This window comes from Streptomyces sp. NEAU-YJ-81 (genome assembly GCF_017592595.1).
GTDB lineage: Bacteria > Actinomycetota > Actinomycetes > Streptomycetales > Streptomycetaceae > Streptomyces > Streptomyces hygroscopicus_B.
On record NZ_JAGFNO010000020.1, the window covers coordinates 127,353 to 142,207 of the forward strand.

15 protein-coding genes are annotated in these 14,855 nt (G+C 71.1%); 5 read left to right on the forward strand and 10 right to left on the reverse strand.

Going from position 1 to position 14,855, the window contains the following annotated elements:
- Window positions 1–23: 23 nt before the first annotated feature.
- The 3 genes from J5X86_RS32970 to J5X86_RS32980 all read right to left on the reverse strand — a co-directional run bounded on the left by J5X86_RS32970 (window position 24) and on the right by J5X86_RS32980 (window position 1,936).
- Window positions 24–875, reverse strand: coding sequence for a sulfurtransferase (locus tag J5X86_RS32970; RefSeq protein ID WP_208520366.1), 852 nt, complete (start codon window positions 873–875; stop codon window positions 24–26).
- Window positions 872–1,606 carry an alpha/beta hydrolase gene (locus tag J5X86_RS32975; protein ID WP_208520367.1) on the reverse strand — a complete coding sequence of 245 codons (735 nt, stop codon included), beginning with the start codon at window positions 1,604–1,606 and terminating at the stop codon, window positions 872–874. The genes J5X86_RS32970 and J5X86_RS32975 overlap by 4 nt, the downstream gene beginning before the upstream one ends.
- Before the next feature lie 168 nt (window positions 1,607–1,774).
- On the reverse strand, window positions 1,775–1,936 hold the full coding sequence (locus J5X86_RS32980; protein ID WP_208520368.1) for a hypothetical protein: 162 nt from the start codon (window positions 1,934–1,936) through the stop codon (window positions 1,775–1,777).
- Window positions 1,937–2,032: 96 nt separating this feature from the next.
- Between J5X86_RS32980 and J5X86_RS32985 the strand changes: the two genes are divergently transcribed.
- The gene (locus tag J5X86_RS32985) at window positions 2,033–2,914 is read left to right on the forward strand and encodes a LysR family transcriptional regulator (RefSeq protein ID WP_208520369.1); all 882 of its coding nucleotides are present in this window, start codon (window positions 2,033–2,035) and stop codon (window positions 2,912–2,914) included.
- A 25-nt stretch (window positions 2,915–2,939) separates the two neighbouring features.
- Here the strand turns inward: J5X86_RS32985 and J5X86_RS32990 are convergent, their stop codons facing one another.
- Together J5X86_RS32990 and J5X86_RS32995 are read right to left on the reverse strand one after the other, a co-directional pair.
- Entirely contained in the window at window positions 2,940–3,887 is a 948-nt protein-coding gene (locus J5X86_RS32990) for a LysR family transcriptional regulator (protein WP_208520370.1), read from the reverse strand.
- Between the two features lie 104 nt (window positions 3,888–3,991).
- Window positions 3,992–4,606 carry an NIPSNAP family protein gene (locus tag J5X86_RS32995; RefSeq protein WP_208520371.1) on the reverse strand — a complete coding sequence of 205 codons (615 nt, stop codon included), beginning with the start codon at window positions 4,604–4,606 and terminating at the stop codon, window positions 3,992–3,994.
- A gap of 140 nt (window positions 4,607–4,746) precedes the next feature.
- On the opposite strand from J5X86_RS32995, the gene J5X86_RS33000 reads away from it, so the two are divergent.
- The gene (locus J5X86_RS33000; protein ID WP_208520372.1) at window positions 4,747–5,385 is read left to right on the forward strand and encodes a TetR/AcrR family transcriptional regulator; all 639 of its coding nucleotides are present in this window, start codon (window positions 4,747–4,749) and stop codon (window positions 5,383–5,385) included.
- Here J5X86_RS33000 and J5X86_RS33005 read toward each other — a convergent pair.
- The 5 genes from J5X86_RS33005 to J5X86_RS33025 all read right to left on the reverse strand — a co-directional run bounded on the left by J5X86_RS33005 (window position 5,382) and on the right by J5X86_RS33025 (window position 12,390).
- The gene (locus tag J5X86_RS33005; RefSeq protein WP_208520373.1) at window positions 5,382–6,869 is read right to left on the reverse strand and encodes a glycoside hydrolase family 43 protein; all 1,488 of its coding nucleotides are present in this window, start codon (window positions 6,867–6,869) and stop codon (window positions 5,382–5,384) included. The two genes, J5X86_RS33000 and J5X86_RS33005, sit on opposite strands and share 4 nt — an antisense overlap.
- A 77-nt stretch (window positions 6,870–6,946) precedes the next feature.
- Window positions 6,947–8,797 (reverse strand): glycoside hydrolase family 76 protein, encoded by a 1,851-nt coding sequence (locus J5X86_RS33010; protein WP_208520374.1) that lies wholly within the window; start codon window positions 8,795–8,797, stop codon window positions 6,947–6,949.
- A gap of 127 nt (window positions 8,798–8,924) precedes the next feature.
- A complete protein-coding gene (locus J5X86_RS33015; protein WP_208520409.1) occupies window positions 8,925–11,216 on the reverse strand; it encodes an AbfB domain-containing protein in 2,292 nt (763 codons plus the stop codon).
- 262 nt (window positions 11,217–11,478) lie between these two features.
- Window positions 11,479–11,799, reverse strand: coding sequence for a hypothetical protein (locus J5X86_RS33020; protein ID WP_243982034.1), 321 nt, complete (start codon window positions 11,797–11,799; stop codon window positions 11,479–11,481).
- Window positions 11,800–11,928: 129 nt separating this feature from the next.
- Window positions 11,929–12,390 carry an ATP-binding protein gene (locus J5X86_RS33025; RefSeq protein WP_308124792.1) on the reverse strand — a complete coding sequence of 154 codons (462 nt, stop codon included), beginning with the start codon at window positions 12,388–12,390 and terminating at the stop codon, window positions 11,929–11,931.
- A 245-nt stretch (window positions 12,391–12,635) separates the two neighbouring features.
- On the opposite strand from J5X86_RS33025, the gene J5X86_RS33030 reads away from it, so the two are divergent.
- The 3 genes from J5X86_RS33030 to J5X86_RS33040 all read left to right on the forward strand — a co-directional run bounded on the left by J5X86_RS33030 (window position 12,636) and on the right by J5X86_RS33040 (window position 14,668).
- Entirely contained in the window at window positions 12,636–13,511 is an 876-nt protein-coding gene (locus tag J5X86_RS33030; RefSeq protein WP_208520376.1) for a helix-turn-helix transcriptional regulator, read from the forward strand.
- A gap of 25 nt (window positions 13,512–13,536) precedes the next feature.
- Window positions 13,537–13,749 (forward strand): DUF397 domain-containing protein, encoded by a 213-nt coding sequence (locus tag J5X86_RS33035; RefSeq protein ID WP_059143363.1) that lies wholly within the window; start codon window positions 13,537–13,539, stop codon window positions 13,747–13,749.
- Window positions 13,750–13,852: 103 nt separating this feature from the next.
- Complete coding sequence (locus J5X86_RS33040) at window positions 13,853–14,668, forward strand: SAM-dependent methyltransferase (RefSeq protein WP_078639599.1); 816 nt, start codon at window positions 13,853–13,855, stop codon at window positions 14,666–14,668.
- The last annotated feature ends 187 nt before the right edge of the window (window positions 14,669–14,855 follow it).

A 14,855-nucleotide genomic window follows, 5' to 3' on the forward strand; every position in this document is an offset into this window, starting at 1 on the left:
AAGGACGGGTGCGGGGCGGCGGATCAGCCCGGCAGCGCACCCGCGGCCGCGGGGCGTGAGGCGTCGGCGGACCAGGCGGACCAGGAGCCGGGGTAGAGCGCGGCAGTGATGCCGACGCGGGCCAGGGCCGCGACGGTGTGGGCGGCCGTGACACCCGAGCCGCAGTAGACACCGACCTCCGTCGTGCCGTCGGCACCCAGCGCGGCGAAGCGGCGCGCGAGCTCCTCGACGGAGCGGAATGTGCCGTCCGGCGCCAAGTTCTCGCCGGTCGGGGCGGACCGGGCGCCGGGAATGTGCCCGGCGCGCGGATCGACCGGCTCGGTCTCGCCCCGGTACCGCTCGGCCGTTCGCGCGTCCAGCAGTACGCCGGTACGCGCCACCTCGGCCGCCGCGTCGGCGTCCAGCACGGGCAGCCGCCCGGCGGTGAGCACGACGTCCCCCGCCGCCGGCCGGGCGGGCTCGCCCGACTCGACCGGCAGTCCGGCCGCGCGCCACGCGGCCAGCGCTCCGTCCAGCAGCGAGACCCGCTCGACCCCGGCCCATCGCAGCAGCCACCAGGCGCGAGCGGCCGCGGTGTTGCCGTTGTCGTCGTACACCACCACCGGTCGGCCTTGGTCAAGTCCCCAGCGGCGTGCGGCCCGCTGCAGCGCACCGGGATCCGGCAGCGGATGGCGGCCGCTCTCCGGGGCGGGCGGAGCGGAGAGTTCGGCGTCCAGGTCGACATGGACCGCCCCGGGGATGTGCCCGGCGAGGTAGTGCTCATGGCCGTGCGGATCGCCGAGCCGCCACCGTACGTCCAGGACGACGGGCGCCGGATCACCGTGGAACAGCCGGGAGTACAGCTCGGCCGGCGTGGTGAGGACGGGCGCGGTCATGCGCGGTCCTCCGTGACGGCGATGAACGGCAGCCCGGGATCCGACCGCAGCCGCTCCAGGAAGAGGACCACCGTGGCGGCGGCGGTGCGATGGGTCACGTCGTTGAGGACGTCGTGCCGGGTGCCGGCCAGGCTCACCAACTCCGCGCCCGGCAGGCCGCGGTAGACGCGGCGGACCTCATCGAGGGGGCTGACGGTGTCCTCGGCACCGTGCAGCCCGAGCACGGGAACGGAGATCCCGTCCAGCGCGGGCGACTCCAGAGCCGACGGGTCCTCCAGGGCGCCGCGCCGGAACGCGGAGTCGGCGGTCAGCCTGCCCCGGTGGGTGGGGCAGGCGGTGCGCCGGTCCAGTTCGTCCTCCCAGTCCGCAGCCCCGGTCGCCGTGGGGCGTGCCGCGGTCGGCAGCCCGGCGAGGATCAGCGCGTCAAGACCGGGGGTGCCGAGCCCGGCGAGGCGGGCCGCGTGGGACGCCCCGGTGTCGGAGCCGACCAGGACGCGGGGGCCCGGAAGCGTCTCGTCGCGCAGCAGCTTGGTGGCCGCCTCGGTGACGGCCTCGGGGTCGGCCGAGGCGTCCTCCAGGGCGCGGACGCGATAGCCGTCGGCGGCGATCCGGCGGCCGAACCGCTCGTACACCCCGCCGTGTTCACCCCGTCCGGGGAGGAGCACGAGCGTGCCGCGCGGGGCGATTGCTTCTGGTTCGTCCCAGGAGTGGACAGGCTGAGCAGGGGGCATGAGCACTCGATTCGTCGACAGTGACGCCGCCCGCACAGGCGAGGCGGAGCGGCCGAGCCGGAGGCGGGACGGAACAGGAGAAGGCGAGGGCGCGAAGGGCCCTGGCAAGGCGATGCGCGGAGAACGGGGATCAGGCGAAGACCCGGCGAACGGCCGGGAAGCCGGGAGTCAGCGACAGCGCATGGCGCCGGTGAGGCCGAAGTCGACCACGCGCCGCCGCGTCAGCCGGGCTCCGGCGGCGCGGCACACCGCCGGTCCGGCGGCCGACGGCCCGGATCCGGTGCGGTGGGTGCACGGCGCGAGGGCCGCCACGAGCGCTGTACGCGGCATGTCCTCAGGATGCAGGAGACCGGAGTTGGCCGTCCAACGATGATTTGCCATCAAAATCGATCACGATTTCTGATCGATCGGTGCTAGCCTGCGCACATGCGACCGGTACTGGACATCGTGGCGTTGCGCAGCCTCATCGCCGTCGCCGACTACGGAGGCTTCCACCGCGCCGCCGGCGCGCTCGCACTCAGCCAGTCCGCCGTCAGCCAGCACATTCGGCGGCTGGAGAAGGCCCTCGGACGCCCCATCGTCGAACGCGACGGCAGGAAGACCCGGTTCACCACCCACGGCAGCCGACTGCTGGAAGAAGCCCGGCTGATCACCGGCGCACACGACGCCGCCGTCCGCCGGCTCCTGGGGGAGGACACGGCCGACGTGGCGCCCGTCGTCATCGGCGCCACCGAGCATGGCGCCGACCAGATCCTGCCCGTCCTCACCGGAGCCGTACGCGACACCCGGCCCGGTGCCGAGGTCCGCGTGCGCATCGACCGCTCGGCACGGCTGACGGACGCCGTCGAGCGCGGCGAACTCGACCTGGCCGTCTACGTCACCGAGGCCGCCTCCGCCCCGGGCACCCCAGTGGGCGAACTCCCCCTGCGCTGGTACGCCGCCCCGGGCTGGAACCCACCCGCCGCCCCCGCCCCGCTGCCCCTGGTCGCCATCAGCGACCCGTGTGTGATCCGCCGCCGCGCCCTGACCGCACTGGCCTCTCACCACACATCCGCCACCGTGGTTGCCGAGGCCGGATACCTTGCCGGAGTCCTGGACGCGGCCCGCGCCGGACTCGGCGCCGCCCTGCTGGCCAGCCCCGGCAGCCCGTACCCCGACGGCCTCACTCCCCGCCACGACCTCCCCGCCGTCCCCCCGGTGCGCATCAGCGCCCTGGCCCGCAGTGGCTGCGACCCCTCCCTGGCCGGAGCCACCATCGAGGCGGTGCGCGGTCTGCTCACCTATCGCGAGGCGGGCACCGCGGTGTGAGCGGGCGCGGAGCGCCTGGGCGCGGCTACGCGGACTCGCGTGGGCCACCGGGCCCGGTCGCGGGTCGGCTCTCCGCGGTGCCGCCGGTCGCGTCGCGGAGCACGTCCCGAACCTCGCCACGCAGCCACGCGTGCGCGGGATCGCTGTCGTGCCGGTGATGCCAGGTGACGACCACCTGGGTCGGCGGCAGCTCCAGCGGGAGCCGCCGGGTGACCAGGCCGAGCCGCGCCGAGGCGGGGCGGCAGACCCGCTCGGCGACGACGGCCACGGCGTCCGAACGGGAGACCACGTCCAGCGCCGCCGCGCTCGTCGGCAGGGACGCGATCACCCGCCTTCGCAGGCCACGTTCGGCGAGGGCGTCGTCGACGGCGTCGTGCAGACGGCCCCGGCGCGAGACGGTCACGAAGGCCATGCGGAGGAGCTTGTCGACATCGACCCTGCCCTTGGCGAGCGGATGCTCCCGCCGCAGGGCCAGGACCATCCGGTCGCTGCCCACCACCTCGGAGGAGATCTCCGGGCGCCCCGGCTCGTTCGCGCCGATCTCCAGGTCGACCTGGCCCCGGGTGAGGTCGGGCTGGTCGGCGGACGACTCGGCCAGCAGGCTCAGGTGGATGTTCGGGGCCGTGGCACCGATCCTGGCGATCAGCGGGGCGGCGAGGGCCGCCAGCAGCGCGTCATGACCTCGCACCGTGAAGTGCCGGTTCAGGCGGGCCAGGTCGAGTCGGCGTACGGGAGTGAGCACGGCGGTGGCCCGCCGGACCAGCTCGCGGGTCTCCTCGCGCAGTTCGAGGGCGCGCGGGGTCGGGACCATGGTGCGGCCGGCGCGCACCAGGATGTCGTCGCCGGTCGCGCGGCGGATCCGGGCCAGCGTCCGGCTCATCGCCGGTGGCGAGAGGTGCAGCCGGTCCGCCGCGGCGGTCACGCTGTTCTCCTCCAGCAGCGCGTCGAGCGCCACGAGCAAGTTGAGATCCACATGCGCCACAGTAAGGGATGCCCTGGATGGATTGCGCCGGGCGTCATGTCCGTCCGGCTCCGGTGGCTACCCCTGACGACCGCCCACGGGGTCGGGCCACGGGTTCAGGCCAGCGGGGAGATGGGGGTCGGCAGGGCGATCGTGGAGGTGGCGTGGGCGATGTTCTCGGGGCCGTTCTCGGGGGGCCAGATGCCGCGTTCGTAGGACTCGCGGCGGATCTCCAGCCGGGCGTTGAGGTCGGGGAAGGGCCAGATGTGGGTGATCCGGGGGGCGCCGTCCAGGCCGTACATGGCGGTCGTCAGCGGGTGGAGCGGAGTGCGCTGCGGCACCGCGGCCTCCCAGCCGGCCATCGTGGGCACCAGGCCGCCGACCTTGAGGTGGTAGGTGCGGAACTCGTACACGGAGCCGTAGTGGCCCGGCTCGACCGGTGGCAGGAAGGGAAACGGGGCGTAGCTCTCCACCTGGAAGCCGGTGAGGTGTTCCCCGATGCCGAACGGGTCGGCGCTGGTGAGCACGCGGGTGCGCTCCTCGGCGAGTTCCTCGGCGTTCTCGAAGCCGCGCAGCAGGAGCAACTCCCCCACGATGACGCCGTGTTCGGGCTCCCAGCAGCCGAGCAGCCGGCCGCCGGTGGCGTCGCTCGTGGTGTAGGTCTCCAGTGCGGACAGTGCCTTCGGGACCATGCGCAGCTTGAGGGAAAGGGTGGCGAGTTCATAGAGCATGGTCGGTGTCCTGACTGTTCTTTTGTTGCGGTTCGCGGAGGTTTCCGGCGGTCGGGATTGCGCCACCAGTCACTACAAACTAAAGTGAAGCATCACTTCACTTCAAAGGGCAAGCGAGCCAGCGCAGAGGAAGGTCACCCGTGGACACCCCCGCCGACGTACCCGGTGCGCGCCGCACACAGGACCGTCCCCGGCGCCCGCGCAGCATCCGGGCGCATGACGCGGTGCTGACCGCCACCAGCGCGCTCATGCGCGAGGTGGGCACGGCAGGGGTCACCATCGACCGCATCGCCGGCCGGTCGGGTGTGAGCACCGCGACCATCTACAAGCACTGGCCCTGCAAGGCGGCGATCATGGCGGAGGCGTTCGGCCGGGATGCGGCCGAGGCGGTGGTCTTCCCGGACACCGGCCGCCCCGTCGAGGACCTGGTCACCTTCGCGACCGACCTGCTGACCTACTACACCAGTCCGGAAGGTGGCGTCTTCGGGCAGTTGCTGGCCGCCTGCGCGACGGAGCCGCAGGCGGCGCCGTACTTCCATGAGTTCTTCCTGGCGCCCCGCAGGGCGGCCCTGGAGCCGTACTGGGACCGGGCCGCCGAGGCGGGGCTGACCAGGCGGGGCGTGGACGCCGCGACGGCCACGGACGTGCTGCTGGGCGCGCTGGCGTTCCGCCTGATGGCCGGGCATGAATCGCTCGCCCCGGAGGAGGTGCGCAAGCTGGTGGAGTACGCCCTGCACGGTCTGCTCGTCCCGGCGGACACGCCGCATGCCGGTTGCTAGCGGGTGTACACCTCCGCACGGTCCACGCTCACGAACGAGGCCCCCGACTGGGCGTTGTGCTCGCCGGTCACGCGGATGCGCAGGGTGTGCCGGCCGTAGGGGAGCCGGGGGCTGAGGTATTGGAGGGTCTCGCCGGTGCGGATCGCGCCGTAGAAGTCCCGGCGTTGCTCGGGGCCGCCGTCGACGCTGAGGGCGGCGATGCCGTTGCCGGTGTCGCGGACCGAGAGCAGGGCGATCCGGGTGCCGGTGAAGGAGAAGGTGGCGGTGTTGCCCGCCTGGTCGCTCCAGTGGTCATCGCCCCAGAAGCACTGGGTGGCGCAGCCGGTCCCCGAGTTCCAGTTGCCGGTGAACGTGGCGCTTCCGTCGCCGCTGGACCGGCCGTCGTCGTTGATCCAGTACGTGCCCGCGCCCGGGTCGCCGGACGGCAGGTCCTGGGTGGCGCCCGTGGCGAGCGGACGGCCCAGGTTGGGGCTGCCGTCGGCGTTCCAGGTGATCTTCTGGGCGCGTGTGGTGCGGTCGGTGTAGGTGTTCACCGACGTGGTCTTGGCGTGGTAGACGATCCAGTCCTCCGTGCCGTCGGGAGAGCGGAAGAAGGCGTGGTGGCCGGGGCCGTAGACACCGTGGTCGTCGGCGCGGGAGAACCGCGCACCGGTGTGCTGAGTCCAGTTGCCGGGCACGAGCGGGTCGGCACCGGACGGCAGGGACATCATCCAGACCTGGTAGTCCGGCTTGCCCGTGTCGCAGGTGGAGTACGTCATCCAGGTGCGGCCGTTGCGGTAGAGGAACTCGGCGCCTTCGCGCACCTCGGGGCAGCCCCCGGCCGCGTTCAGGGCGACGGCGTTGCCGGAGACGGTGTAGGGGTTGGACATCGGGGCGATGTTGATGCCGTTGTGCTGGTACTGGTTGATACCGGAGTAGGCGAGGTAGAGGCGCCCGTTGTGCTGGAGGATGCCGGGGTCGATGGCGAAGTCGGACGCGTGGTTGGGCGGCGTCAGCCGGGACTTGAAGTGGTAGGGGCCGGCCGGGTCGTCGCGGTCCGACTCCAGCACATAGAGCCTGTGGTGGTCGTCGACGCCGTCGTCGGCGGTGTAGTAGAGGTACCAGCGGTCGCCGAAGCGGTAGAACTCCGGTGCCCAGATGTGCTGGTTGCGGGAGGGATCGGTGTCCGTCCACACGGTGATGGGGTCGGCGTCGAGCAGGGTGCCCAGGGAGGAGGAGCGCCACATCCGGATGCTGTCGCCCTGCGTGGTCGTCAGGTAGTAGTTCCCGTTCCAGACGGTCATATATGGGTCGGGGCCCGTGTTGAGGGGGTTGCGGAAGGTGCCCGCGGCGACGGTGTGTGGTGTCGAACTGGCGGTGGGCGGTGTCCCCTTGGTGGCAGACGGGGCCGCGGTGGCGACGGGTGGGGCGGCGATCAGGCCCCACAGGATGGCCAGTAGCGCGGTGAGCAGGGCCGCGTGGCGGCGGGTCGTGCGGGGATTCATGGGCGCCTCCTTGCGTCGATGTGCGTACGACGGGTGGGGTCCGGACCGAGTGGCCGTCCCCCGGTCGGCGTGGCGGGTCACAGGCCGTCCGCGGCCGTCAGCGCGCCGAGTGCGCTGGCCTGGGTGCGCCAGTCCACCTGGTTCGGGGTGGTGCCCGCCCAGCGCTGGCCGAGCCGGTTGAGGGGGGCGCGGTCGGTGGTCCAGATCGAGTCGGCCTGCTTGGTGATGTACGCCCGGTAGGTGGCCGATCCGGTGGCGTCCGCCAGGTCGGCGAGGTGGCGCATGAAGATGCCCTTGAACTGCTTCTGGTTGTCGTCGCACGTGCCTGTGCCGGTGTCGCAGGACTCGGTGAGCACGCCGTCGCGGGTCAGCGCCGTCGAGGTGATCGCGGCATCGGCCAGGCGGCGGGCGGTGTCCAGGTACTGGCCGTTGCCGGTGGACCGCCACAGCTCGGTGAAGGCGCCGATGGCCAGGCCCTGGTTGTAACTCCACACGGTCTGGGAGTTGTTGCGGCAGTCGCCGGTCAGCCCGTCGTTGACCAGGCCCGCGCCGTTGATCAACCCGCTGCCCTGGTACCAGGTCGCGGCCGTGGCCGCCCGGTCGCCCCATACGGTGTCGCCGGAGATCCGCTGGTGCAGTGATGTGGTGAGCCACAGGTACAGCCCGTTGGTCACCGCGTTCTTGTAGGTGCGCTCCCGGTCCCACCACACACCGCCGCCGCAGCTCCCGGTGTCCCAGTACTGGTGGACGTAAGCGGCGATGGTGACCGCCTCGTCCAGATAGCGCCGCTCATGGGTGTGGTCGTACGCGGCCAGCCAGGCCACCCCCCACCACGCCGCGTCGTCGATGGCGCGGCTGATGAAATGGCCCTCCACCGCGTCGGAGCTGCGCACCCCGGCCGGGAAGGCGCCGCGGTTCTGCTCGAAGGTGCGGGCGATGACCCAGTCGTAGTCGTGCCGCCCGGTGCGCTGGGCGAAGTCGATGAGCGAGGTGACCGCGACGGCCGAGTTCCACCAACTGCTGCGCCACCAGCCCTCGTACGTCTGGTACGACGCCATCAGCGCGTCCGCCGCGGCGCGCGCCCGGCTCGGCGCGGGCCGCACCCAGGCCGTGCAACCGCCCTCCTGGTGGGCGGACTCCCGGCCGCACGCCCGGACCGCGCCGCCGAACATCAGCCCGCGCGGATCCCGGGTGGCGAACATGGCCGTATGCGTCGAGGTCTTGCCCGAGGGCACGCTCGTACGGCCGAGGGAGGAGCCCTCGGGCCAGGTGGCGCCGTTGTCCCAGGAGCGGTCGAGCCAGATCTCGTCGCCCGCGCCGCCGCTTTCGATGACGCCCCACGCCATCCCGTTCCGCTGGTCGACATGGAGGCTGATGGTGCGCCCGAAGAGGGTGGTGGACGGCACCGGGCGGTCGTCGCCCGCCGCGGTGGCGGGGTCGGCGCCGTCGCAGGACGTGCCGTCGCACACCGTGGGGTAGGCCCAGTTGGTGCAGGCGACACCGGCGGCGTCGGCGCAGGCGCGGATCCAGCCGCGCCGGTGTCCCACCGGGTCGGTGAGGTTGTACATCAGGGTGCGGGTGCCGGTCCAGGTGCCGGGGATGCTCGCCTTGCCGAGCAGGCCCTCCCAGGAGGCGCCCCGGTCCCAGGAGCGGTCGAGCCAGACCGAGTCGCCGCTCACGCCGTTGTCGATACTGGCCCAGGCCATGCTGTCGGGGTCGGACATATGCAGCTTCAGGATCCGGCCGCCCAGGTTCACCTGCGGTACGGGGAAGGTGTCGCGCTGCGCCTTGGAGGGGTCGAGGGTGTCGCATGCCAGTGCGCAGACCGGGGTCGCGGCACGGGACGGCGTGGGGAGGAGGACCAGGCCGGCCAGGGCGATGGCCAGGGTCAGGAGTCCGCGAAGGACACGGTGGAGCCGCGCTGACATGACGTACCCGCCTTTCCGTAGGGGGCCGTGCGCATGAGCGTGGGGGAGGAGAGAAGTGGCGGCCGCCCGTGCGAAGCGGCGGCAGCCGCAGGTGCGGGCCCGTCGATGCCGGGCCGGCGGCGGTCGGTCAGGGAGCCCAGGGTGGCTCGATCGCCCAGGTGGTGTCCTCGGTGAAGCCGGCCGGGTTGTCCCAGGCGTGTGTGCCGCCCGACTGGGCCAGCCACAGCTCGGCGTTGATATGCCGCAGATACTGCCCGGGGAAGCCCGCGGCCGACATCCGGACGCCTCCGCTGCCCTGGACCGGGCACCAGGTCGCGTCCTCCTTGGACACGGTGGAGCCGTCGGACGCCTCGCGCCGGACGCGGAATTCGCGGTGGCGCAGGTATTCGCCCGGGTAGTTGCGGGACTCGAAGGAGTAGCAGAGCTTGTTCGCAAGACCCGGCCTGACCGTCCAGGTGGCGTCCTGCTTCAGCACGTCGCCACTGGCCGAGTTGACCACCTCGGTGAAGCCCAGGCCGTCGTAGTGGCGGATGTAACGGTCGGTGTAGCCGGGGGTGGTGACCCGGATCGACACGTTCTGCCCGACCGGCAGTTTCACCGTCGCGCCGAGTGACCGGGACGCCGCGATGAGGGCCTGGTTGGCCGCCCGGACCCGGGCCTGGTCGACCTTGACCACTTGGCGGTCGTAGGACATGAGCCCGTTGGCTTCGTTCTCGACGTCGGTGATCTGGGTGTAGACGGAGGCCGACAGGCCGCCCGCGGGCATGGTGTTCTCCCGCATCCCGTCGAGCAGCCCGACGAGCCGGTTGTTGAGCGCGGTCGTGGTGGGCTGGTCCTCGTAGCTGAATCCGCCACCCGGGTACCACTCATGGCCGGGCACCCGGTAGCCGAGGCCGCCGTACTCCCCGAGCACCGAGGCGCGCACCGGCTCCGTCGGGGTGTTGCCGGGCCCGACGTAGTTGTGGTTGTCGATGACGTCGCCGTTGCCGCCGTCCTTGGCGGCGCAGCAGTTGACGCCGCTCATGTTGTCGACCAGGCGGGAGGGGTCGTACGCCTTGACCATGTCCGCGATGCGGGCCTGGTCGTACTGGCCCCAGCCCTCGTTCTGGTCCACCCACTGGATGAGCGAGGGTGAGCTGCGGTGCTGGTCGATGATGGCGCGGTATTCGCTCTCCCACTGGGTGCGGGCCGCGGTGTCCGGGGTCTTGCCGCTGTCCATCGAGGGCATGTCCTGCCACACCAGCAGCCCGAGCCGGTCCGCCCAGTAGAACCAGCGCTGTGGCTCGACCTTGATGTGCTTGCGGACCATGTTGAAGCCCAGGTCCTTGTGTTTTTGCAGGTCGTACTTGAGGGCCTCGTCAGTGGGCGCGGTGTAGATGCCGTCCGGCCAGTAGCCCTGGTCCAGGGTGCCGGTCTGGAAGACGAACCGGCCGTTGAGCACCGGCCGCCGGACCCCGCCCACGTCCTTCACCGCGATCGACCGCATACCCGTGTAGGAGCCGACCTTGTCCGCTCCGGTGCCGGTCAGCTCGGCCGTGACGTCGTACAGGAACGGATCCTCCGGCGTCCACAGGTGGGTGTCCGGCACCGGCACGGAGAGCTCGGTGCCCACCGTGCCCGTGGCGCTGCCGACGGTCGTGCCGCCGCTGGAGACGGTGACCTTGACGCTCGTACCGTCGGCTCCTCCGGCGCCGCGCACCGTGACCCGCAGGGTGTTGTCCGCCAGGCGCGGGACCATGTCCAGGCGGGTGATGTGCGCGGTGGCGGTGGGCTCCAGCCAGACGGTCTGCCAGATCCCGGACGAGGCGGTGTAGACGATGCTCTTGCCGGGGTGCGGGGTGACGTCCTGGACGCGCTGCTTGCCGATGGCCTGGCCGCCGGTCTCCGTCGGGTCGTACACGGAGATGACGATGGTGTTGGTGCCGCCGTTCAGCAGGGGCGTGATGTCGTACGAGAAGGCGTCGTATCCGCCGCGGTGGGCGGCCCCGGCCTGCCGGCCGTTGACCCAGACCGTGGTTTCCCAGTCGGACGCGCCGAAGTTGAGCTGGATGTGGCGGCCGCTCCAGCCGGACGGCACCGTGAAGGTGCGCTTGTACCAGAGCTTGTCATTCTGGGTGATCTTGCGCTGGACGCCGGAGAGCGCGGACTCGGGCACGAACGGCACCCGGATCTGCTCGCCGAATGTCGTCGGCTGTCCGGCGTCGCGGGAGGTGACCGCGAAGTCCCAGATGCCGTTGAGATCGGCCCAGTCGGGCCGGGTGAGCTGCGGGCGCGGATATTCCGGCAGGGGGTGGTCGACCGGGACCTGGTTGGTCCACGGGGTCGTCATCGGGGAGGGTTTGGGGTCCCAGGCCGGGGCGGCGTGGGAGGGGCCGGCACCGGAGACGAGCAGTGCGGTGGCGGCCAGCGCGGGGACCACGGCGGCGGCCACGCGTCGCCGCCAGGTCCGTCTTGGACGGAGGAGGGAGGGGAAGCGGAGGAACAAGTGTTTCAGCACGCTGCTGCTCCATGGTCCGGTTGGCGCCGCCGCCCGGTGGGCGGCGGAACTCTTCCACAGGGAACACTTGCTGCACGAATACCAGAGCATTCACAACCGGTGTTTGTCCATAGCTGGGACAACGTTGTCGGCCTTGCTGGGACTCGTGCGGAGCGTCAGCGTGCGGGAGGCGGTACGGTCCGGCTCACACCGCTTGGGACGGCCCGGTGGCGTCCTCCGGTGACCAGTGGGGCCGGATGCCGGCGATATGGCAGGTCATGAAGTACAGCGGAATCGGCGGCGTGTACGGCGAGTCGTCCTGGGGGTGATGGACCAGGCGGGGGAGGCGGGAGCGGGCGCTCAGGTCGGTCATATGGGCGCCGACCGCATAGCTGGTGAACGGCGGCCAGGCGACGTCGATATGCGATCCGGATGGCACGATCCACCACCACTGCTGATCGTCGGCGAAGACACAGCCGATGCGGTGCAGACACTTCATGACCCGCCTGCCGATGTCCGCGGGCATCCCCACCGCGTCGTATCCCAGCCTGGCGGGCAGTCCGTCCGGTAGGCGCAGGCGCCCGCTGTGGCTTCGGCAGCGGTTCGGAGCGCTGAGTGATGGCGCCTCAGGGGCGACAAACTGTCGGTCCATCGGTCAGTGACACTCTTCCGTACGCGTCGGCAGCTCGGCCCAGATGGTCCGCCCCGGCCCGTACGGGGCGTCCCTGACGCCCCAGGCGCTGCTCACCGCGCCGACCAGCAGCAGCCCTCGACCCCCGTGCTCATCGGGGTCGGGTGTCCGCGGCGCGGGGAGGGTGTGCGCCCGGATCTGTTCCTCGACCTCGAGGTGCAGATGTCCCGCGCCGATGCGCAGCCTGCACTCCAGATGATCGCTGAGCGTATGTGTGATCACGTTGGTGATCAGCTCGGAGACCACGAGGAGTGCGTCGTCGCACACTTGGGCGCTCAGGCCCCAGGCGCGCAGCCGCTCGCGCACGACCGCGCGCACCGTGCCCACCGAGGAGGCGATGGCCGGCAGTCGTAAGGCGACTGCCGGGTGCGTGTTCCGCTCCCGGAACGTCCGAAGGGGAGTCAGGGGGAGGGCGAGGGGAGCCACGAGCGGCCGCCTTTCGTCTGCCTGCGCGTCATGGACCGTGCCGTTCCCGCACTGCGCAGTGCCTACGGACGTACCCACGCAAGCGTTCCCACCGTGATCGGACGGTGTGACCACTGTGACAGGTGCAACGAGCGAGTTGCAAGCGGTAAATTGGAAATTGCAAGTTGCCATCGGAGGTTCCGCTTGCCCGGTCCGGCGACCGTGACAGACTGCAGCCGTAATGCCCGGTGTGGGGAGGTAGAGCGTTGGCCGCGGAAACCGCATGGGGCGGTGCACCCTCTGTCCTCCGCATGATCCTCGGCAGACAGCTTGAGGAGCTGCGGACACGCGCCGGCCTGACATACGACCAGGCGGGCGCGGCGATCGGGGTCAGCCACTCGACGATCCGCAGGATGGAAGCCGCCAAGGTGGCGCGGCTCAGACTCGCGGACGTGGAGAAGCTGCTCCAGACGTACGGCGTCACCGACCGGCATGAGATCGACACCTTCTTGAAGTCGGTCCGCGAGGCCAACAAGCGCGGCTGGTGGCACACCTACCGCGATGTGATGCCGGACTGGTTCGCCGCGTATCTGAACCTGGAGCAGGCGGCACTTCAGATCCGCGCCTACGAGGCGCAGTTCGTCCACGGGCTGCTGCAGACCGAGGACTACGCCCGTGCGCTGCTCAGCGCCGGTAACCCGCATGCTCCGACGGAGGCCACCGAGCGCAGGGTCGCCCTGCGCATGCAGCGCCAGGAACTGCTGTCCCGGGAATCCCCTCCCCGGCTGTGGGTCGTGATGGACGAGACCGTGCTGAGGTGGCCGGTCGGCGGCGCGGCCGTGATGCGCGCCCAGATCGACCACCTGATCGAGATCAGCGCTCTTCCTCAAGTGACCGTGCAGATCATGCCGTTCGGAAGCGGTCCGCATCCGGCCATGCGGGCCGGTGCGTTCCATGTCTTCCGGTTCAGGGCCGCGGAGTTGCCCGACATCGTCTACCTCAGCGGCCTGGTCGGCGCGGTGTATCTGGACAAAGAGGAAGACGTGGTGGTGTATCGCGAGGTCCTGGACCGGATGGGCGCCCAGTCGGTGCCCGCCAGGAAAACCGAGGCCGTCCTCGGCGCCATTCGCAAGGAGCTCTGAAGTGCACCACCACATACGCAGCGGCATGCCCTCCCATGATCTCGGCACCAGGGGCTGGTCCAAGCCGTGGAGCGACGACGCCGGGGGCGCCTGCGTCGAAGCCAAGAAGCTGCACGACGGGCGGGTGGCGCTGCGTCAGTCGACCGACCCCGACGGCCCCGCGCTGGTTTTCACCACGAACGAGATGACCCGGTTTCTGGCAGGTGTGAAGGCGGGCGACGCCGACTTCCTCTGCTAGCGCCACGGCACCGCAACCTTCCCTGTCGTGCGCGGCCGGCCCGGCCTCGCACGGACAGGGGCCACACCGACAGCGAACTGACGATCCACTGGGAGGGGACGCCTTGAGCGACAACGGATGGTCGGCCGACCGCATCGACACCGAGAGCGCGCATTCGGCACGTATCTACGACTACATCCTCGGCGGTAAGGACTACTACCCGGCCGACAAGGAAGCGGGCATCGCCATGGCCCGGGAGTGGCCCGCCCTCCCGATCCATATGCGGGCCAACCGCGACTTCATGAACCGGGCCGTGCGCTATCTGGCCGAAGAGGCGGGGATCCGGCAGTTCCTCGACATCGGGACCGGCATCCCGACCTCGCCCAACCTCCATGAGATCGCCCAGGCGGTCGCCCCGGACTCCCGGGTCGTCTACGTGGACAACGACCCCATCGTCCTCACCCTCTCCCAGGGGCTGCTCGCCAGCACACCCGAGGGCAGGACCGCCTATGTCGAGGCGGACATGTGCGAGCCCGCCTCCATCCTTAAGGCCCCCGAGCTCCGCGAGACCCTCGACCTCGGCCGTCCGGTCGCCCTGACGGTCATCGCCATCGTGCACTTCGTCCTGGACAAGGACGACGCGTACGGAATCGTCAACCGCCTCCTGGAGCCGCTGCCCTCCGGAAGCTATCTGGCGATGTCCATCGGCACCGCCGACTTCGCGCCGGACGAGGTGGCCCGGGTCGCCCGCGAGTACGCGGCCCGCGACATGCCCATGCGGCTGCGCACCGAGGCCGAGGCCGAGCGGTTCTTCGACGGCCTCGACCTGGTCGAGCCCGGCCTCACCCAGGTCCACAAGTGGCGCCCGGACGGTACCTCCACCGAAACCATCAAGGACGAGGACATCGCCATGTACGGAGCGGTGGCCCGCAAGCCCTGAGGTCGTTCCTTCGGTTTCTTCCACTTCTTCCAGTTCTTCCACGGGCCCGTCGGTGCGGGCGGCCGCGTCATCGCGGCCCGCACCGGCGGGCCCGGCGCCGTGTCCGGGCCCGGGCGGACGTATCCCGGCTCCGGCTTGGCCTGAACCGTACCCAACCACATTGCCATTGCTTTGCGATGCCTTTACT